Consider the following 20,643-nt stretch of genomic DNA (forward strand, 5'->3'; position numbering starts at 1 on the left):
GGGCTTCAGGACCGGCCGGGGAGGCGTCCGGACGACGTCTCCCCGACGGGCTTCCGCGCGGCGGCGGGATCCAGGAGCGGGCCCTCCGGGATGAGCCGCAGCAGATGCGCGGGCACCGGCGCCACCTGGGCGGCGTCGTAGCCCAGCGTGCCTACAAGGTCCGGGGAGGCCAGCCGGAATCGTCTGCCCTCGTCGGTGATGAGGGAGTACTCGTGGATGGCATCGGTCCGGCCCTCGCCCGGGAGCTGGCCGGCCAGCGCCGCGCCGCCGGGCGGCAGTAGCACCTGGTCGACGCGGTCGGGGTTGCCGCTGCTCGGCGGCTTCGGGATGGCCATCGTCGCCCCGGTCGTCAGCCGTGCCCGGACCGAGCCCCTGACCGTGTCGGCGTACACCGCGCACAAGGGCGCGTCCGCCGCCGGGGTGCGGAAGGGCGGCATGGTGACCGGCAGCCCGCCGCCCAGGATGCGCAGGGCCGACATCTTGGCGGCGTTGACGGTGGCGGCGTCCACGGCGATCGGGCGGACCCGGCCGCCGCCGTAGGCGACCTTGGTGTCCGGGTCCTGGAGCAGGAGCGTCGCCTGCGTGTGGGTGACGGGCGTGAGGCCGTCGGCGAGCAGCACGTACCAGCGTTCTGGCACCCCCGGGACGGCGGCCAGCGTGAAGACCTGTCCCACGCGCGCGGCCGAGCCGCCCGGCCCCGGCACCCGCTTGCCGCGCTGCGGGATCGCCGGGGCGGCGAAGTCGGGCCCGGCGGGGATCGCATTCACCCAGGAGACCGGCACTCTGCGCGGGGCCTGGTCGGTGAGCCGGCGCGGGTTCCTGACCAGCATGCGGTAGCTGTTCCACAACACCCAGCTCTGCTGGCCGTCGTCGACGAGCAGCGCGTCGGTGCCCACCGGCGTGCCGCCGACGTCGATCCCGCCCAGCAACGTGACGTACGGACGGCGGACCCCGGTCGCGTCCTGCTGTTCGACCACGCAGACCGTCCACGGAGATCTGACCAGCTTCTGGGGCTTCGGCAGCGAGTCGGGCGCCCCCGAGATGCCGACCCTCTGCCCCCGTGCAAAGCCGGCCAGCGACTCCGCCGACACCGTACGGACCTTGATCTCCTGGCTGTCCAGCAGGAGCCTGGCGGAGACGTAGTTCTCCACCGGCTGGAGCTTGCCGTCGCTCTGGTTGTAGACGTAGGAGGCGCCGGTCTCCTCCTCCACGAGCAACTGGCCCGCCTCCTTGAGCTTGGTGGCCCCTCCGGGGCTGAGCATCCCCCAGATCCCGAACCCGGCCGTGATCAGCACCAGCAGGAGGATGCCGGCGAAGGTCGCCACGTTGTGCCGCCGCATGGGGGACTCGGGCAGATCGGGCTCGCCCTGCAGCAGCGCCAGACCCAGGCGCTGGGTCATCAGTTTGTGCGCCTGGTAAAGGTCCTTTCGGGTCTGCATGACGGACAATGTTACGCAGGTTGCGAAAGAAATTTAATGAGGATGGATATCACGCTTTTATACGGCATGGCCGCCTAGTAGGCTTCTTGATCAATCGCACGCGGGAGGCTGTCATGGCACCAACCGACAATGGTTGGCATTTGGAGCAGAGCTGGCCGGGTCTGGTCGCCGACAGAGACGGTGTCGAGTACGCTCCGGCGGAGCTGGTAAAAGTCGCCAACGCCCTTTGGGCGAAATTTCCAGAACTGTACGGCAGCGATCCGAACGCCCGGCTGACCACCGCCACGACGCCACGCCAGGGCTCCAAACCCGACGTGGAGGCACAGGGCGGATCGTTGCAGGTGTTCGCCGATCACCTCGCGGGGGTGAATCGCTGGGACGGCGGCAAGAGCTTCGGAGCGGCGCTGGTGCAGGGCCACAAGGAGTTGACCGCGGTCTACGAGCAGGTCAACGAGAAGCTCAGGATCGCCTTCGCGCTCATCGACGCCGGCGCGGGCAACTACAAGCGCGCCGACGCCGCGAACGGGGGCTAGAGATGGCCGTAGACGTGTCCGCGGACCACCCGATCCGCCCCGCCGGGGGCGCGCCCTTCTCCGTCGACGACGACGGCCGGAGCGTGGCGGGCGTCAAGGACGTGATCACGAACATCGACGTGCCGTCCCTCCAGCAGGTGGCGGCGTCCTACCTGTCGGCCGCCGATCGGCTCACCTCGATGAACGAGGCCCTGGTGTCGGGCGCGACCGCGATGGCCAAGATCTGGGAAGGGCCCTCGTCGGTGGAGTCGCAGCAGTCGCTGCGCACGCTGCACGCCACCATCCGCGAGCTGGCCGAGAAGTTCAGGGCGGTGGGCGGACCGCTGGAGGCGCTCTGCAAGCGGCTGCTGGCCCACCAGGACTTCGTGGAGCACAGGGGCGAGGCGTGGAGCGACAACGGCGAGACCTGGGACGACAGCATCCCCGCCTGGTACAGGACGATGAACGCCGGGTACGAGTGGGGCTCTCCGGACGAACTGGCCGGCCAGCATCTCCGGCTGCTCAACAACGACCTGCGCCATGCCTACGAGCAGTGGCCGTTCACCATCCACAAGGTCGTGCCCGACCTCAAGGACCCGACGGCTCCGACCCCTCCGGTGGAGACGTCTGACGACACGCGGAGCGACGGCATCGATCCGGATTCCTTCACCCGTCCCGACGACCACTTCCAGAACGAGGACTTCGACGGCATCGACGACACCCCGCCCGGCGACACGCCCACACCCGGCCTGCCCGGCGACACCCTCAGCCCGGACGGCTACCCGGACGGGACCACCCCGGACAGTTCCGGCACGGGCACCGACCCCGGCGGAACCCACTCCGGCACCGGCACCCCCGGCGGCAGAGATCCCGGCGGCGCCGACCGTGGCGCCGCGTACCCCGGCGGCGGCACCGGCCCCGACACCGGCGCCGGCCTACCGGGCACGGGCGGCCTGCCGGACACCTCCGGCTCGACCACCCTGGAGGACTTCCGGCGCCCGGCCGGCTGGACCCCGGACACCTCCACCTCCTTCCCGAACGGGAGCATCCCTCCAGCGGGCACCGGCAACGGTGTCGGCGGCACCATGACCGGCATCGGCGCCCTCCCGCTCAACGCCAGATCCGCGTCCGCGACCGGCAACGGCTTCCCGTACATGCCGATGGGCGGCGCGGGGGCGGCCGGCGAGCAGGAGGAGACGGAGAACAGCACCTGGCTGCACGAGGACGACGATGTCTGGGGCAGCGACGCGGACGACGCCGTCTCCGGCAGAATCGGCTGACCGGACCGCAGGGACGACAGCCGCCGACCGCCCGGGGACCGGCCCGGCGAGGTGCCTCTCGCGTACGTGCGTCACCGGCCGGGAGGAAGACGTGGAAGTCGCCGGGCATACGTCCCGGCCCCCACGCCCGCAGGTCCCCCTGCGGGGAGAGATCCACCGTCCCGCTCGCGGCGATCACCGCCCGGCCCGTGGCGTCGGCCAGCTCCTGGGGGAACGTCTCGTCCGCCAGGTCGCTCCCCGCGAGCAGGATCGCGTCGTCGGGGCCCAGCCCGGGAACGGCCAGCAGCAGCGCGGCGAGCGTGCCCGGCTCGATGTGGTCGCGGCGGATCAGGGCCACGTCGCCACCGAAGCGGCCCTCCACCACGAACGCCCCGGCGACGGGCCGTACCGGCGTGGAGGGGGAGAGGGGCATGCCCTCGCTGTGCAGCCGCACCCCGGCCGCGGTCCGCTGTACGTACTGCATGAGAGGCGCGGCCGATGTCCGGCGGGGGCGCGCACGAGTCGGAGGACAAGGAGAACAGCACCTGGTTGCACGAAGACGACGACGTCTGGGGCAACGAGGTGGGCGATGCCGTCTCCGGCAGAATCGGCTAACCCGCAGAGGACCGGCGCAGCTCCCGCAGCGTGCGTTCGGCGACGGCCTGGCTCACCGCCGGACATCGGAAGTCCTGTGCCACGATATGCGCGCAGAGCCCCTCGTCCGGACGGATGCCGTGCTCCTCCAGGTAGTAGGTGACGGTGTCCGTCCAGACCCAGGTGCCGTCGGTCCGGAAGCTGAGCGGCACCACCGCGCCGCGCGCCGGGTCGAGCCGATCGAGGTCGAGATTCGTCGTGGAGAGAACGGCCGCGCCGGCCCTCAGGTAGTCGACCAGCCGCGGGTCCCGCACCCGCGGACGGTCGGGCAGGAAGTACGGCACGCCGTCCCTGACCCCGTCGAAGACCCTGGCCACCGAGATCTCCGGAACGATCTCCACGTAGCCGTCGCTCCAGCCGCGCAACCCGTCGAACGCCTCGGCCGGGCTCCACTCCCGCGAGGCGGCCATCGACTCGATCAACGTCCGGACGTCGGCCGAGCTGTACTCCACCTGGTCCCCGGTCCGCGTCAGCCTGCCGATGACCGTGCCGGAGGCGATGACCACCACCTTGAGCGTGCTCATGCGCCGCTCACCTGGACGAACCCCGCCTGCCCGAGGCTCGACAACAAGGAGAGGTCGTCCGTGGGGTCGATCCAGACGATCTCCCCGGTCGGCCTCGGCGGCGGGCAGAGCGTGGTGACGAGCACGAGCGGCACGGCCGCGGTCCAGTGCTCGACGAGGGGCATCCGCGCGCGGTCGGCCAGGATCACCTCACGCTCTGCGTCCGTGCAGTCGCCGAACCGCCCTGCCGCCGCCAGCCCGGCCTGCAGCCGCGCCGCGGCGGCGAGCGCATAACGTTCCCTGTCCTCCAGGGTGCCGGCATAGCCGGGGATCAGCTCCGTGATCAGTTCGGCGGGCTCGTCCCCGTAGATCCGCCACCAGCCGTCGATGACCTCGTAGGCGTACGGCGTGCCGTCGGCCCTGGCCGGGGGCGTCGGCGGTGCCTCGGCCGCCGACGTGTTCCTGACGCGTACGCTCATCTCGCTCACCATCGTCCGTCGTCCGAGGCCGGCTGCCATGTCGTGATCGCGAACAGGGCGGTCAGCTGTTCCTTGTCTGCCTGGCGGGTGAACAGGGTGTTCACCATCTCGATGAAGGAGGCCGCGTCCCGCCGCGGGTCCCGGTCGTGTTCGAGGTGGGTGCCCAGTTGTTCCCGCGCGGGCAGGTGCTCCCCGCCGTTGCGCGCGTAGTCCACGATGGCGGCGACGAGCTTGATCCGTGCCTGGATGAACGAGGGATCCAGATGCCCGTCGTTGTGGCGGAACTCCACGTGATCGTCGGCCGTGCCGATGACATGGGCCAGGTTGAGTGCGGAGGGGCGGCGGTGGACGTCGCGGAGCTCTTGCGTCGAGTGCTCGGTGCCGCCGGTGACCTCGTTGGGCTCGCAGTACCGATAGGGCCGGTGCATGCCGAAGGGCTCCCTGGGGTCCTGCCCGAGCCGGAACAGGATGTCCTCGTAGCCGTAGTAGAGCGTGAGCAGCCGGTGCATGCCCTTCACGTCGGTGCCGAGACCCGGGGCGCCGACATGGATGTGACCGCCGGTCGCCGGGGTGATCTCGCCGCCGTGGGACTTGATGATCTCGGTGATCCGGGCCAGGTCCGCCCATGTCTGCTCGGTGTCCCGGAGGATGCCGGAGACGAACTCGCCGGCGATGAGACGCGGGTTCGCCTCCCGCTCCATGTACGGCCGGCCGCTCATCGAGTCGGGGGCCTTGTGGTGACCGAACACCTTGGGGCTCGCGGCGAGCCCCGCGCGGTGGAGCTCCTCGGTCATCAGGCGCACGTCGCCGGCCCGGACGCCCATGGTCCCGCCCGCGTGGGCGAACTCCAGCTCCAGCCCGAAGGCCACGTCCGTGGTCATCGCGTCTCGCGTCATGTACGGCACGACGGACGCGACGTCCTCGCCGGCCGCCAGCCGCCGGGTCACGTCCTCGACGACGTCGTTGTGGTCGTCGAAGTCCCAGCCGAAATGGCTCTGGACCCGGACCGGCGCCGGTGCCGGCGGCGCCAGCAGCGAGATCTCGCCCTTGGCGTGCATCCCGATGTGGTACAGCCTCTTGAGCGCCTCTTCGTAGGCGGGGATGAAGCCGCTGTCCCGGTAATGGGGAGCCAGCGACACCATGACCTCGGTGAGGAAGTCCACGTCCTGCCGACTCAGTGGGTTGTCGACCCATACGGGACGGTCGTGGGGTCCGGCCGCGACGAAGTTGCCGCGGAGAACCTTACCGACTGACGGGATAGAGGTGATTTCGGTGCCAGGCATCAAGGCGGCGTGTCCGTGAGGGACTCGGGGCACGATGAAGGCGCGTCCGTGATCCACACCGGCCATACCGGGGCCCGTGTCGTAGAGGTTGTTCGGGTGCCGGTCGTTGTTGAGGATCAACAGGTCGAGGAGTTCGAGCAGGATCGCGTTGCGCTTGGCGTTCGTGTCCGGGCTGTCGGCGGGGTGCGTGCCGCGGACGTATTCCATGAAGACCGTGCGTGGATCCGTCGGGTGCGCGACGACGATGGGGACGTTGGCGCCGATGAGCCGTCCCACCAGCGACCCGAGGACCTCGGCCCTGGCTTCGACGACGCCTGTCCCCTTCCGTACGATCTTGGTGCCGTCCCCCAGGGTGAGGTGCGCCACGGTGCCGTCTACTCCCTGCTCTCCGAACAACTCCCACTCGTTCGCATCGGCCGCGAGCGCTTCGTCGACGGCGCTTTGGGGCAGGCGACGCTGTTCGAGGACGCGCGGCGGTGCCGGGACGGCGAAGGGCGTGGCGGGCGTCACCTTCCTGGACGGGTGGGCCTGCAACCACTGGCCGTCGTCGTCGAACGGGAAGACCGGCCGCCCGTCCTCGTCGTATCCCTGAACGGCCGCGGTGTGAGCGTGCCTGTCGGCGCCGATGTAGACGATCTCGTTGCCGGCCAGGATCGACCGGCCGGTGAGGTCGGCCAGTTCCTGGAGCACCGCCGGGTCGCGGGCCGTCTCGCAGCCCAGGATGCGTATCCACGCGTCGGGCTGCGCGAGCACGCGCGGGTCGTGGGCGAGCATGGTGCCCAGGTCGGCCGCGCTGAGTCGTTCGGAGCCTATGAAGAATCCGGTGCCGTCACCGGCGATCGCGACGTCGATGGTGTCGGTGGTGCGTCGCAGCAGGCGTGGATCGGCCGTGGGCATGACCGCGGAGCTCTCGTCGCGGTACCAGATGCCCGCGTTGACCTCGCGGCGATGCTCGGAGATCAGGTCCCGGTGCCGGGCGCTCAGCGGTGGCGCGGACACCGGGCCGGACGACTCGACGGGCCGGACGGCCGCCAGAAGCGGGACGGGACGCATGTGTCCCTTGCGCTCCGTACGACTGGGCCGCGGATCCTCCGGCATCGCGGCCAGCTTGGGACCGAGCCAGGCCCTGAGCTGCTCCCCGACCACCACCGAGGTGTCGGCGGGCAGGAAGTACCGGAACTGCGCCGATGGCTGGGCGGCGTTCCCGACACGGAGGTTGCCCAAAGACGTGGTCTCCACGGCTCCGTCCGCGGCCAGCACGACCCGTCCGGTGTACCAGGCGAGCTCCTGCGCGAAGGTCGTCGTCCCGTCATGGGGGCCGGCCAGTATGATCGCGGCGTGCTGCGGCAGGTCGGGGGAGCACAGCAGCATCGCCGCGACCACCTCGGCCCGCAGGAGCCGGTCGTCGACTATCAGCCCCCGCTGGGAGTAGCGGCCCTCGACCACGAAGGCGCCTTCGATGGGCCGTACCGTGTGCCGCTTCGCCGCGCCGACGTCCAGACCGCTGCGGATGCGCAGGCCCGCCGCGGTCGGGGTGACCGCGTTCCGTTGGAGATGGTCCGCCATGTCCCATGCCAGTTCATCGGTGAGCCCGATCCTCGGCGTGACCACCGGTCCCGTTCGTTGCTGGGCCTGGTGCTGCGTGAGGAAGTAATGAACCTCACCGTCGTCGGTGGTCATCACCGCTGTCACGGTGAACCGGGCGCCGGACCTGAACAGCGCGTGATGCGGCTTGCCCGACACGTCCGCCACCGGGACGTAGTCGGACGCCAGGATGGTCACCCGGGTGCCGTGGGGGCCCTCGGCCAGATGGCCGGCGTCGTCGACACCCTCGATCAAGGTGCCCACGGTGAACTCTTCCCCAGAAAGGATGCCCCCGGGAACCAAGCCGTCGGGAACCCGGGCGAACACATGCCCTTCCGCGCTCGCCCGTGCCGCCAGCTCGGCGTCGGCCCGTGAGATCACGTCGGTCCGCTTCTCCGCGATCACCTGCGCCAGGTGATCGTTCCGCAGGAGGTCGCCCAGGATCGGGTCCGTTCCCGGTGCGGGCCGCCATGCGGGCGCGCGATACTCGACGGTCGTCCGGCCCTCGGAGAACGCCAGCGGGATCAGCCTCGCGTCGTCGGAGCCGGTGAACTGGCTCAGCATGTTCAGCAACCGCTCGTACCGGTCGCCGAGGGACAGCGCGCCGAAGGTGTCACGCAGTGCCTCGAAGGCTGCGGTGACCCGGGCGACGTCGCCGGGGGCCAGGACCGGGGCGCCGCCCCGGAACTCCCAGTCGCCGGCCTCACCGAACTGGACGAGCAGCGGGTTGACGTCGAGCAGCCGTCGCAGTGTCGCGTGGTCCAAGGGCTCGCCGCGGGCGAGGAAGGTGTAGAGCGCCCGGGTGGCCAGGCGGGCCTGCGTCTCGGGGGTGGGTTCCGCCGGCCGGCGGAACTCTTCGTAGAGGACGTAGGGAGTGGCCCGATGCGCGCCGGGCAGGCCGTCACCGGCCTCGTACGCCTCCTCCAGCCTTGCCTCGTGCTCGTCCGCCGCCGCGCTGGTCGGGAACTCGTGCCGCAGGGCCCGCCGGCCGTCGCCGAAGACCACCTCGGTCGTCCGCCCGGGTGACCCCGGAACGCCGAGCACGCGGGAGACGCCCGTGGCGACGCTCGCCCGCAACACGTCGCTGCCGAACGTACGCCACACGTACCCGTCCTCGTCGAGGTGCAGGGCTGGGCCGGCGAGGCCGAGCGCCTGTCTGGCCAGCGCCCGGACGAGGACCTCCGAGGCGTCGACGATGGGGATCCTGAGAGCGCGGGACCCGTCGGGGAACGTCACCACGTCGCCCAGAGCCGACGCCCGCTTCGACAGGACGCCCTGTTTGATGGCCTGCTCGACGTTGACGCGGAGGCGGCGAGCCGCGTTGACGGCCTGGCCCTCGGCAGCCGGGCCCAGTCCCGTTCGCGAGTCGGCAGGCCCCTCGTCCATGGCCCTGAGCGGCGCGACCCGGGCGAGGGGCAGCTCGGCCCCCGGCACGGCGGCCAACACGCTCTCCAGGCCGACCGCGTTCCCGGCGAACGGGCCACCCGCGAGGCCCCGGTGCCGTCGCATGATCTCGTCGTAATGGGACTGCAGGCCCATCCGGGCGAAGTCCTCGCGCGCGGTCTCCAGCATGGCTCCCAGCACCCGCACGTCCGAGGGGGACAGCGGGTTGCTCGCCCAGTCGCGCCGGCCGGAGGCGTCCTCGCGCAGGAACAGGTCGAGCAGCGGGCGGCCGCTCGGCAGCACGTGGAGGGCCGGCCTGGTGACGAGCGGCGGGACGTCGGCCAGGGCGACGAGGTATCCGGTCAGCACCGCCTCGCGCGTGCCGAGGAAGCCGGCGGAGGGGGCGGTGGGCGTCCAGTCGATCAGGATGTGCCGGTCGCCGGCCGCCCTGGCGGGGCCGACCAGGCCCAGGCGGTGAGCCAGGCCGGTCATCACCAGGGTCAGGTCCCTGCTCTGGGGAGTGGACTCCTCAAGGAGCAGGGCGGAGGAGCCGTCGGCCAGCGTCACCTTGGAGACGTTCGCGCCGAGGGGCTCCGGCTCGCCCCGGACCCCCAGAGCCGCCAGCTCCGGATCACTCGGGATGCCCAGGACCTCCGCTTCCGTGGCGGTTCGGGGGTCCGAGGCGTCCTGGGTGTCGGTTTCTTCCGTCCAGTTGATCAGGGCGTCGATGGGGTGCGAGGGGCCGGTGCGCGCGGCGAGGTCGGCCTTCACCGCGGCGATCTCGCCGGCCAGCCGGTCCGCGGCCGCGGTGTCGCCCGCCGCCAGGGCCTCGCGCTGCTTGCGTTCCAGGAAGCGCAGCTCGTTGCGGCGGGCGGTGACACACTCGTCGCGCGTGGCCTCTCCCGGCGTGTGCGGGTGGGCGTGCTCGCCCTCCATCCGGAACTGGAGCACGTCGCTGATCTCGTGCAGGACGAGCCGGGCCACCTGGTCGGAGGCGACGCGGGGAGCCAGGGTCACCAGGTGCGGATCGTCCTGCGTGCCGGCGTTCGTCGCCGTGGTCTCTCCCAGGTAGCCGCCCTCGACCGGGCCCACCTGGAACTGGAAGTGCAGCCGTCCGAGCAGGTCGGACTCCAGGGTGAGCGTGTCGCCGTCGTTCCAGAGCACCCGCCAGGTCCCGCCGACGCCGCCGAAGTCCTCCAGCAGCACTTCGTTGTTGAACGCCTGCCTGGCCTCGTCGACGGTGAGGTCGTCCTCTCCGGCGGCCCGGCCGTCCGCGACGAACCCGGAGTCGGGGAGGGGGGAGCCGTGGGTGGAACGGGGGGCGCCGCCGGGCCCGTTCTCCGCGTCGTCGGGCTTGTTCTTGGCCGGCCAGGCCGCCGGATCCGCGGCCTGCAGGATGCCGCGCCTGCTCAGCTCGTTCCGCAGGTGCTGGGCGAGAGTGCGGGCCGGCTTCTCCTCCGTCTGCCGCTCGGGGCGTCCGGCGGGGTCGGTGGAGGCGGCGGGGTTCGGGTCCGCCCCCCGCATGGTGCGCTCGTGCAGGGCCAGCAGGTCCATCCCGTGCTGCTCGGCCACCGCGATCAGGGAGGACGGCAGTCCGGCGAAGTGCGGCCCGAATCCCCCGTCGTCCCCCTGCGCCGTCAGGCGGCCGTCGGGGGTGGCGACGTAGGTCAGGGGCGGCCCGTACGGAGGCCGGAGCGTGACCAGGACGTTCTGGTTCCGGTCGCGGGCGTCCACTTGCGCCTGCCTGAGCTCCCCGTACGAACGAACGGGCCGCCCGGTCCCGGAACCGACAGGGCTCGGCAGGGCGGGGGCGGCGGTGGCCGGCCCGGAAGCCTCGTGGCCGAGAGTCGGCGGCGGGTTCTCGGCCTGTTCGGCCAGCTCCCGCATGACCTCGTCGAAGACGATCACATCGGCGTGGCCCGTGGCGACGCGGACGGCCCCCTGCGGCGGCCTCTGCCCGGACTTCGGGGCCGGCGAGACCTCGACGCGCACGGTGTAGTCGACCCGGAACCTGACCGAGCTGCTGTCGGCCTTCTCGAAGACACTGGTCTCCCTGCGGTTGCCGCCGCTGACCGACGCGCCGTCGCTGCCCTGGCTGCGGTAGCTGCCGCCCATGCCGAACTTGAGGTCGAACGGGAGCCACCTCCGCATGTCGTTGCTCCCGACGGCGATCCCGGCCGGGAGAAGCCGGGTCCGGTCCGCGCTCGCGGACGTGGCCCACTGTCTGCGGTCGACCTGCCCGATCTCGAAGTCCTTGTGGTTTTGGGCGATCGTCAGGGGCTCGGACAAGACCGCTCCGATGTGCACGCGGGCCACCCTGCCGTGCGCCATCGGCACTTCGAGCACCATGAGCCCGTCCTCGGCCGTCATGAGCTCGAAGTTGGCGTTCCGGTTGTTGCCGGTCAGGATCTGGGCGAGCGTACGGGATTCCTGGCGGGAGAGGTTGAGGCCCATCGTCGCCTTCAGGTGCCGTTCGACGGCCTTGGCGAGGTCCTTCACCCGCGTGCTCTCGACCATGAAGTTCTCAGGCACGGGGAAGGGCCGCGGATCGGCCACGGCGGGCTGAGGGGCGGTGCCCGTGCGCGCGACCATGCCGGGCGGGATGAGCCGGTCGATGGTGCCCGAGACGCGCCGGGAAGCCTCCCCGACCAGCGACGCGTCCTCCACAGGCGACGTGGACCTCACCCGCCGTACGTCGACCACGAGCCTGATGCCCTGGCGCACCTCCGCCCTGGTCCCCTCGAACGACGCCGCCCGCTGCACCCGGGTCTGCTGCAGATTGCTCGCGGCCGAGGCGCCGCGTCCGCGGTCGGTGCCCGTGGAACCCGACTCCATGCCGTCTTCGGTGTCCTTGCCGCCGAAGGTGCCGGTCAGCGCCGAGGACTCGGAGACGTTCTCCTCGTGCATGGTGTAGAGCTGGAGGATCTGCCCCACGTCGGAGACCTCGCCCCGATACTGGACGTCGTCGCTGAGCACGGCCCGTACGGTGACCTCGAGGGTGTCCGTGACCCCGTCGCCCCTGACGGTGTACTCGGCGGGCGGGGAGTCCGGATCGAGCAGAGTGTCGATCTTGCCCAGCCAGCTGTTGCCGGAGAAGTCGGCCGACAGCGCGCGCCACAGCGCGGTGTCCTGGTCGAGCGCGCCCGGAGCCACCGCCTCGACCGCCTTCGTGATCTCGTCCAGCAGTTCGACCTCGGCGTGCGGCTGGTCCTCCGGATGGAGGCTGACCCCCTTGACGGTGCTCATGCCGATGGCGTCCTGGTACGTCGGCGCGAGCACGGCGGCCACCTCGCCGTTCTCCAGCCGCTCGGCGGCCGCCACCAGTTGCGCCTCGACGTGGTCGTAGAACTCCGGCCGGCTCAGCATGCGGTCGATGGTCTCGCCGTGCAGCTCGCCGGGCCGGCCCGGTGGAACTCCCGGCGGCATCATCTCGGCCAGGGTCTCGGAGGAGAACAGTTCGAGGAGCGCGGCGAGGGCCCTGCCGGTGTCGTGCCCCCGGCTGAGCGGGACGCCCGGCAGGGTGGTCAGGCCCGGGACGCCCGACGGATGGGCGGCCCTCGCTCTTTTGAGGTCCTCGAGGTACCGGGTGATGAACTTGACCGCCACCCGGCGGCCGAGCTTCAGGTCGCCGTTCATCACCCGTTCGGCGGCGTCGACGAGCTGGTGCAGCGGCAGCTCGACCTCTCGGTCCGCGTACAGGTCGAGCGCGTCGCGTTCGGCGACCAGGTAGACGACGGTGCCGTCGTTCCGCGTGACCGTCTTCGCGTCCTTGCCGGAACCCACGGTCACTTTCGCGGCGACGTCCATCACGAAGGAGTAGTGCCTGCCCGTGTCGATGCTCAGTCGCTCGGGGCCGGAGATGAGCTTCTGCTCCTTCGAGGTCGTACGCCCCCACGAGGAGCTGCCGCTTCCCCCGCCCTCCCGCTCACCGGGCGCCGGCACTCCCACGGAGCCCCCGGCGTCCCATGGGGTGGAGACCCGGGTGGTGCTGGTGTGGGAGCTGAGGGTGAGGTTGATGTCGCCGACCAGGATGTCGGTGGCAGAGAGGAACCGCGACTGGCCCGGCGTCAGGTCGAGGCGGACCGGCTGGTGCCGCGCCGTCCCGGTCGCCGTCTGGCGGTCCACCCCGGTCCGGTGACCGGAGGTGAACACCTCGGGGTGGCTGATCAGGCTGCGTACGTTGAAGAACGCCGCGAGGTGCTGGAAAGCGGGCGAGTCGCGGTGGAGCGAACCGCCGAACTGCTCCGCGACGGTCGTCGCGATGTCGCCGACGTCGAGGTGGGCGACGGTGGCCCGCCTGAGCACCGACGTCGAGGTGGAGTGCCGCGGCCCCGGCGGACGCGGGTGCCCGTCGGACGCCAGCGCGAGCGGGAGCAGGTCGGAGGGGAGCACGATCCGCGCGTCCCCGGCCCGTCCCTCCGCCACGGGTCGTTCGAGGCCCGCCCCGGTCAGCCGCTCGACCTGGACGATGTGCGGGATGCGGAAGACCGCGCTCTGCCCGGTGCCCTCCAGGAGTTTCACCTGGTTGACGGTGCTGCCCGTCATGAGCTCCACCTGGCGGTTCCGGCCGCCGCCGGCGGAGAGGTTGGATCCGCCGAGATCGAGGCCGGGGTCGTCCTTGAAGGAGAGGCCGCCTCCCACCCCCGCTGTCACCGATCCGGTCATGTTCCGGGACGAGGTGTAGGTGTCGGAGCCGATGTCCAGGTTCACCACCGGCTCGGCGCCGGTCACCCCCTCGTAGACGGCGTTGTCGAAGTCCTGTCTCAGGCTGATCCGCAGGGTGTAGTGCTCGGCCTGGCCGAGGGGGTTGTGGTGGACCAGGTTGACGATCAGGCCCGCCTGGGCTGCCTGGTCGTAGCCGGTCTCCAGGCGTTCGGCGGAGAACTGCTCGGCCACCAGTTGCTCGTTGGCCATCTGGCTCGCCCTGACCGAAGGATCGAGGGAGTAGCGGGGGACGCCGTTCCTGAGCTTGGGCAACACGCCTTCGCGGCGCAGGTACTCCTCGACCTGTTCCCGGATGGAGTCCATGCCGGTGATCCGCTGGACCAGCGCCGGGCCCGCGCCGCGCGTCTGGTTCTCGCCCGTCCCGTACCAGGTGGGCAGTGCGCCGACCCTGCCGGGCGGATCGGCCTTGACGGGATCGCCTCTGAGCAGGACGTTGCCGTCCGTGTCGCGCCCGACCTCGGCTGCCGGGTCGACCGGGAGGCCGTAGCGGTAGGCGTCCGGTTCGGGGATGCGGAACAGTCCGGTGCTCGGGTCGGAGACGAGGGTGATCGGGTCCTGACCGCCCATCTGGATCGTCACCGTGTGCACCATGTTCAGCACGTAGCCCTGGGTCTCGCCCGCCCATCGCTGCACGCTCGGATGGATGGCCACGCCGGTCACGCTGGTGGACGCGGATGCCGCCCTGCTCACATCGCCGCGGCCGGTGACCTCCCATGCAGGATGGTCCTGACCGGGCTGGTCGGCCGTCTTCGAGGTCCACCCCACGGTCCCTCCGAAGCCCGTGTCGTGGCTGTCGGAATGGCTCTGGCCCGCCTGGGAGGATCCGACGCGCAGCCGTTCCTGGTGGTGCTTGGTGCTGGGGCCGCCGACACGGGTGTCCCCGGGGAGCACGGTCGTGCGTATCGTCATCACGCCACGGACCTGGCCGTTCACGATGATGGCCCGGCGCAGCCCCGCCGGATCGTTGACGGCCATGCCGAGGTTGCTGGGCAGGTCCTCGGTGATCGCCGTGACGACCTGGTCGCGGGCGACAGGGCTGCGCATGACCTTCGTCAGCCGTCCGGTCACCCGCTCGGCCAGGTCGAGCAGGCCGGTCATGCTGACGACGACGTGCTCGGGGAAGGGGGAGCGCCGCCGGTCGGCCTCGGGCAGCTGGAGGGGCTGGTCACTGGGATCGAGGAGATAGGCGTGCGAGAGCCACAGGCTCTGACGCGTGGTCTCCCCGGCGGGCAGCGGGGCGGTCACCGGGGTGCCGGACGCGGTGCGCAGTTCCACGCTCCAGCTCGCCCTGGCGGTGAACATGGTGGCCGTGCCGCGGTTGTCCTCGACGTTGCCGCCCAGCCAGTTGTCCGCAGCCGCGGTGGAGAGGGAGTGAGCGCCCCCCCTGCTCCACTTGAGCCTCATGACACCGTGGTCGGCGATGCGGTGGAAGATATCCCAGGACGTGCTTCGCAGGAAGTGCCGGCCCAGGTCCATGATGTCCCGGTCGAAGGTGAACCCCTTGGATCGGCGGCCGGTGGCGGACGCCCTGCCGCCGCCCTGCGGCAGCTGCCCGAGCATGGTCTCGGAGTGGGAGGCGGCCGGCTTCGCCACCTCCATGAGGTCGTCGAGCGTCAACCGGATCCGCAGTTCCGCGCCTGCGGTCCCGTTCAGGCGCAGCAGCAGGCCGTCCGGCGCGACCGCGGTGTGGAAGGCCTGGCGGATCGCCCGCCGCAGCTCCTCCTGGGAGAAGCGCATGGACAGGCCCTGGTCCGTGAGCAGCTTGTTGACCAGCTCGGTCAGCGGGGCCAGGTCGGCGATCGGGCCGGCGACGTAGGCGGCCAGCAGGGCGTGCGGCGGCGGCAGTGCCTCCCGGTGGGCCGAGTCGTAGGCGTCCGATCGGCTCCGCATCTCCTGGAGGGCGACTTCGACCTGCAGCGTTCTGGGCTTGTCCGGCCTGTTCACCCTGTTCAGGGCGGTCATTGTCGCGTCGGCGGCATCAAGGGCCTGGTTCGCGGCGATCGCGGCGGCCGCGTACCGCTCGGCTGCCCGCGTGTGGTACCTGGCGGCGGACTCCGCCTGCTCGGCGGCCAGCACCTGCTGACGCGCGCGCTCGGGAGCGCCGTCGTCCTCGTTCAGGCCGTGCAGGAAGGCGTGATTCCAGGCCTCCCGGGCCTTGTCCCAGGACTCCTCGGCATGGTGCCGGTGACGGCTGCTGAGTTCGACGTTGTGCGCCCAGGCGGCCTCCAGTCTCCGCTCCTCCGCCTCGACCTCCGCCCTCAGCTCCGACAGCGCGGTGGGCGGTGGCTCGGGCACCGAGAATGCGGGCGGTGTCGCCGGCGGCAGCGCGGCGACCGCATCCTGGTACGCCTCCATGGCCGTGGCGGCCGCTCGCGCGACGGTGTTCAGTCTGGCGTGGTCGACCGGCTCTCCCGCGACCACCCCCTTCAGCAATTCGGCGAGCACCTCGTGGACGTCGCGGGCGGCGACAGCCAGGCGTTCGGCCGCCTCGTGCAGCGTGCCGAGCCGGGCGAGCTCCGCCGCGGTGGCCCGCCACCTCTGTGCGCCCTCCAGGTCCCGCCGGGCCAGCGCCTCCGCCGCGAGCACGTACCGCGCGCCCGCCGCCTCGTTGTAGGCGCGCACCGCCGCGCGCTGCGCCCTGACGACCCCGTCGAACCCCTCGATGGTGGTACGCAGCGCCGTGGCGGCGGCCCGCCGGTCCGACACGTGCTGCAGGAGGTCGCCGAGCACGTCGTCGATGACCTGGGCGGCGCGCGTGTTCGCCAGGAGGTCCGGCGTCGTGAGCTGACGGTAGTACCCCTCGTGGGTGGCGCCCAGGCGGAGCAGCTGCGAGGCGAGCACGTGCGGCGGGGTGATCAGGATGCGCCGCGCCTGAACCGTCTCGTCCAAGAGCAACTGGTAGGTCTCGGCGGCCCGTACGGCCGAGTCGGCCGCGCTCTGGCGGTCAGCCGCCGTGCCCGGTGTACGTCGCGCCGGGCTGGTGAGCTCGTCGGCGGCCGCCCGCAGCGCGGCGATGTGGGCGCGGAGCACGTCCGGTTCGGTGGCCTGGGACAGCGCGGGAACGAGGACGGCCGGGTCGGCCTGCTCCTCGTACCGCAGGTGGAGCTGGTGGGCCGCGTGCAGCGCCCTGGCGAACTCGGTGCCCTTCCTGCCGGGAGCGCCCGCGGTGTGCACGAGCGCCTGGGCGCTCTCGTACGCGGCCCTCGCCTGGGACGCCGCCGTCAGCAGCGAGGAGGTGCCCATGTCGGTCACCGTCATCGCCCGGAGGCGGAGGTCGGACTCCACGCGAAGGAGCCGGTCGATCTGCTGCGCCAGCGCCTGGTCGAGATCCTGTACGAGCTGGGCGACGGCCTGGTCGTGGCTGGTCAGCAGGTCGATCAGGTCGTTCGTCGACTGATGGGCCGGCGCCGGCCGCGCCCCGCCCTCTTCCAGCTCGCCGTGGGCCTCCAGGATCCTGCGTACGGCGTCCCGCTCCTCCACCAGTGCGGATCGTTGGGTGCCGCTCGTCAGGTTGATCCGGCGGTTCAGGAAGTCCAGCTCGCGGCGGCGGGCGCTCAGGCACTCGTCGCGCTCGTTCGGCTGGGTGATCAGGCGGCGCATAAGGCCCTGGCGCGGCTGGTTCCTGGCGTGCAGGGCGTCGGCGATCTCGTGCAGTATCAGCCTGGCCACCTGGTCGGGGGCCACGCGCGGGGCCAGTCGCACCTTGTTGACGCCGTCCGCGTACAACACGGTACGGCCGAGCCTGCGCCGGGAGACGTGGCCCACCTCGAAGGTGAACGTCTGGTCGGGAAGGCCCGCGACCTCGACCACCAGCGTGTCGGGGGCGGTCCAGCGCAGGCCGGTGACCTCCGTTCCGAGGTCGGAGGCGAGGACCTCGACCTCGAACGCCGCTCTGGCCTCGGCCACCGTGAGCTCAGGCACGCCACGGGCGCGCCCGTTCGCGACGAACCTGCTGTCCTCGACGGGACGTCCGCTCACGAGGGCATGGGCGTCCCTGGTACGGCGAACGGCGCCGATCAGCCTGGCGACCAGGGCGGGGCCGGGGGGGGAGGGTTGCTGGGCGGGGACGGGGGCCGGGTCCGTCTGGGCCTGCGGGGTGGGGCCGGGGGCGGCCGCCGTCTCGGCTGTGGTGAGGGTGCCGGTGTCCTGCGAGGTCAGGGCGGGATCGGGTGTCTGGGCGACGTGAGGCTCCCCGACGTTCTGGGGGTCCCCGGCCCGCGCGGTCTCCGGGGTGCTGGTGGTGCCCGGGGTCGCGTTCTCGGCCGGGGCACCGGCCGTGTCGGGGGTGCCGCTGGTCCGGTCGAGGGTGGGGGCCGCGTCCGTGTTGGTGGTCGTGTCGGGAGCGGGGGCCGCGTCCGGGGCCGTGGTCGTGTCTGGAGCGGTGGTCGGCGTCTGGGAGGCGGTGGTGTCCGGGTCGGGGGAGGTGTGCGGCGTTTCGGCGGGCGCCTGGTCCGTCGTGGGCGCGGACTGCTGATCGGCGGCGGGGGAGGCGTCCTGCGCGGTCGGCTGGGACGCCGGTCGCGCGTCCTGCGGTCGGTCCTGCTGGTCTTGCGGGTCCTGAGGCTGGGATTGAACCTGGGGGGCCGGGGGAGTGGGGGTGTCCTGGCGGGGTTCGGTGTCGCTGGTGGGCTGAGGGCGGGGGGCCTGGGGCGTGTCCGGGGTGGCGTCCGCGGTCTGTGCGGCTCGGGCCGCCTTCGATGCGGACTGCTGGGGCGCCGCCGGTTCGGGGACCGTGCTCGTTCGGTCCCGCCTGCCCCCGCCGGGGAGGTCGCCCTGCTGCGGCAGCACTGGGCTCCCGGCGGAGTCGGGTGCACCGGCCTGGGGGCCGCCTGTTGACGAGAGGGCATCGAGAGATGGACCCGCCGGGGCGGCGGACCCGTTCCACTGGGCCGCCATCGCCTCGTTGACCACGTTGCTCAGCGAGGTCACCGGGGTGGCGGCCGCGTGCCAGACCTCCAGGTTGGTCGGGCTGAGGGTGTTCGTACGTCCCGCGCCGCCGAGGAATCCGCCGTAGAAGCCTTCCGCGCCCGGCAGCGCGAACTGGTCGTAGACGGCGTAGTTGGCGACGATGCTGCCGGCGGGCGAGGCGACCATGTTGTTCAGGCCGGTGTTCAGCGCGCGTCCGGGGAAGCGCAGGAACGCGTTGCCGACGCCGCGGTTGTCGCCCGCGATCCGGTTCAGCCGCGAGATGCCGGGCAGGTCGTTGGCGAAGCGTGACATCGGGTCGCCCAGCTTGGTGCCCGCGACCGCGCCGACGCCCGCGCCGATCGCCGCCGCCTTGACCTTCTTCCAGTCCCACGTGTCGCGGGTGCCCATCTTGATCTGCTGGTACTGCGTGGTGAGGTCGATCAGCAGCTCTTCGCTGATCTCCTCGAACAGCTCGTACGCCAGCGCCTTGTTGAAGAACGACCCCGCACCGGCTCCGGCGAGCTTGCTGACCTGGCCGCTCGCGGTGACCGCGCCCGACCTCGACGCCACCAGCGCCAGACGCTGCATGATCATGGCGATCCTGGTGCCTCCCGCGGCGCCGACACTGCGCAGGATCAGGCTGGCGAGCGGGAAGAAGCCCGCCGCGATCAGGGCGATGAACGCGGCGATCACCGCGATCCAGAAGGCGATGTTGATCGAGAGCTTGGTGTACTGGGTCTCGCGGGCGAAGTTGTCGACCATCTTCGCGTAGGAGAAGGACTCCTGTGCCTTGGCGACCACGCCCGCCTTGTCGTCGTAGAGCTTGGCGAGCCGCTTGAAGATGGCCGGCTTGGCGGGGGACTGGAGGCTGCCGTTCAGGGTCTGCACGGTGGCGGCGGTCGGGTCGAGGGTGCTGATGAGCAGGTTCATCAGCTTGACGTACTCGACGCGTAACTCCCAGAGCTTGCTCTCGCTTCCCTCGGGCCAGCTCTGGCCCGCCGTGAGCAGCGGGATCAGGTGATGGACCACCCAGCCGGGCAGCGCCTCGGTCTGCCAGACGGGCTCCACGTCCTTGGTGGCGATCCCGCCGTCGAACGCGCCGGTGCCGCCCGCGGGCTTCCGCGCCTCGTCGGTGGCAGTGGTGACGTCGCCCTTGCCCGCCATCATGCCTTTCGGTAGGCGTTCGACAGCCCCAGGTCGATCGCCTGCTCGGTGGTGAGGGTGTTGGAGACCGTGGCGCGCAGCAGCGGCCCGGAGCCGGAGATCTCCTTGATCAGATCATCGGTGTCGCGCAGGAATCTCTCGGGGCCTCCGCCCGCCAGGTACTGCCTGCTGAAGGACACGCCGTCCGGTCCGTCGCCCTGGGGACGGACGGCGTTCAGCGCCCGGATCCGCGCCGCGATGGCCGGCCAGGCGGCGCCCAGGTCGGTCGCCATGGCGTCCCACTGGTTCAGACTGTGGCTGATCGGTTCGCGGATGTGCACGTCCGCCCGGTCGTCGGCGGTCATCGGCGGCGTCTCTCTCCCGGCAGCGGACCGGAGAGCTGGTCGAGCACGGCCTCCAGGTCGCCCTCCAAATGGGCGCGTAACTGCTCGGGCGGCACCACGGGCTCGAAGAGGTCGACCAGCTCGTCCAGGGCTTTGGCGGTGGCCCGCCGGATGGTGTCGGTGATCGTGTCGGCCAGCCCTCTGGCGTTGGGCCGGCGGTACAGCCGGGGGTCGAGATCGAGCCTGATCAGCTCTCCGCGGACGCTCACCGTCGCCGAGACCAGCCCGTCGGCGGATCTCTCCGTGACGCGGACGGCCTGGGCGCGGGCGTTGAGTTCGCCCACGTCGCGCTGCATGCGCATGAAGGTGTCGCGTAACTCGTCGGCGTAGGCCTGGAGGCCCACTATGTCCGCGTCTTCCATCGAGG

General features: G+C 71.6%; 8 protein-coding genes. 2 read left to right on the forward strand and 6 right to left on the reverse strand.

All coding sequences use genetic code 11. The features are described 5' to 3' along the window. Positions 1-5: 5 nt before the first annotated feature. On the reverse strand, positions 6-1,439 hold the full coding sequence (gene eccB / locus ACIBQ8_RS46315; protein WP_397169313.1) for a type VII secretion protein EccB: 1,434 nt from the start codon (positions 1,437-1,439) through the stop codon (positions 6-8). 113 nt (positions 1,440-1,552) lie between these two features. On the opposite strand from eccB, the gene ACIBQ8_RS46320 reads away from it, so the two are divergent. Together ACIBQ8_RS46320 and ACIBQ8_RS46325 are read left to right on the forward strand one after the other, a co-directional pair. Then, on the forward strand, positions 1,553-1,972 hold the full coding sequence (locus tag ACIBQ8_RS46320; protein ID WP_397169312.1) for a hypothetical protein: 420 nt from the start codon (positions 1,553-1,555) through the stop codon (positions 1,970-1,972). Positions 1,973-1,974: 2 nt separating this feature from the next. Next, positions 1,975-3,231 carry a hypothetical protein gene (locus ACIBQ8_RS46325; protein ID WP_397195312.1) on the forward strand — a complete coding sequence of 419 codons (1,257 nt, stop codon included), beginning with the start codon at positions 1,975-1,977 and terminating at the stop codon, positions 3,229-3,231. 590 nt (positions 3,232-3,821) lie between these two features. Here the strand turns inward: ACIBQ8_RS46325 and ACIBQ8_RS46330 are convergent. Genes ACIBQ8_RS46330 through ACIBQ8_RS46350 form a run of 5 tightly spaced genes read right to left on the reverse strand, consistent with a single transcriptional unit; the run spans position 3,822 to position 20,638 of the window. Then, entirely contained in the window at positions 3,822-4,388 is a 567-nt protein-coding gene (locus ACIBQ8_RS46330) for a hypothetical protein (protein WP_397195313.1), read from the reverse strand. After that, positions 4,385-4,846 (reverse strand): hypothetical protein, encoded by a 462-nt coding sequence (locus ACIBQ8_RS46335; RefSeq protein ID WP_397195314.1) that lies wholly within the window; start codon positions 4,844-4,846, stop codon positions 4,385-4,387. The genes ACIBQ8_RS46330 and ACIBQ8_RS46335 overlap by 4 nt, the downstream gene beginning before the upstream one ends. A gap of 5 nt (positions 4,847-4,851) precedes the next feature. Next, positions 4,852-19,896 (reverse strand): hypothetical protein, encoded by a 15,045-nt coding sequence (locus ACIBQ8_RS46340; protein ID WP_397195315.1) that lies wholly within the window; start codon positions 19,894-19,896, stop codon positions 4,852-4,854. Next, entirely contained in the window at positions 19,893-20,237 is a 345-nt protein-coding gene (locus ACIBQ8_RS46345; RefSeq protein ID WP_397169299.1) for a hypothetical protein, read from the reverse strand. Before ACIBQ8_RS46345 ends, ACIBQ8_RS46340 begins: the two co-directional genes overlap by 4 nt. Beyond that, positions 20,234-20,638, reverse strand: coding sequence for a YbaB/EbfC family nucleoid-associated protein (locus tag ACIBQ8_RS46350; RefSeq protein ID WP_397195316.1), 405 nt, complete (start codon positions 20,636-20,638; stop codon positions 20,234-20,236). The genes ACIBQ8_RS46345 and ACIBQ8_RS46350 overlap by 4 nt, the downstream gene beginning before the upstream one ends. Positions 20,639-20,643 lie beyond the last annotated feature (5 nt).

The sequence above is a fragment of the Nonomuraea sp. NPDC049646 genome, assembly GCF_044465525.1.
Classification (GTDB): Bacteria; Actinomycetota; Actinomycetes; order Streptosporangiales; family Streptosporangiaceae; genus Nonomuraea.

What these genes read in the sequence shown, in the direction of transcription:
- eccB (WP_397169313.1), bottom strand. Translation starts at nt 1,439, where the DNA reads ATGCAGACCCGAAAGGACCTTTACCAGGCGCACAAACTGATGACCCAG.
- ACIBQ8_RS46320 (WP_397169312.1), top strand. Translation starts at nt 1,553, where the DNA reads ATGGCACCAACCGACAATGGTTGGCATTTGGAGCAGAGCTGGCCGGGT.
- ACIBQ8_RS46325 (WP_397195312.1), top strand. Translation starts at nt 1,975, where the DNA reads ATGGCCGTAGACGTGTCCGCGGACCACCCGATCCGCCCCGCCGGGGGC.
- ACIBQ8_RS46330 (WP_397195313.1), bottom strand. Translation starts at nt 4,388, where the DNA reads ATGAGCACGCTCAAGGTGGTGGTCATCGCCTCCGGCACGGTCATCGGC.
- ACIBQ8_RS46335 (WP_397195314.1), bottom strand. Translation starts at nt 4,846, where the DNA reads ATGAGCGTACGCGTCAGGAACACGTCGGCGGCCGAGGCACCGCCGACG.
- ACIBQ8_RS46340 (WP_397195315.1), bottom strand. Translation starts at nt 19,896, where the DNA reads ATGATGGCGGGCAAGGGCGACGTCACCACTGCCACCGACGAGGCGCGG.
- ACIBQ8_RS46345 (WP_397169299.1), bottom strand. Translation starts at nt 20,237, where the DNA reads ATGACCGCCGACGACCGGGCGGACGTGCACATCCGCGAACCGATCAGC.
- ACIBQ8_RS46350 (WP_397195316.1), bottom strand. Translation starts at nt 20,638, where the DNA reads ATGGAAGACGCGGACATAGTGGGCCTCCAGGCCTACGCCGACGAGTTA.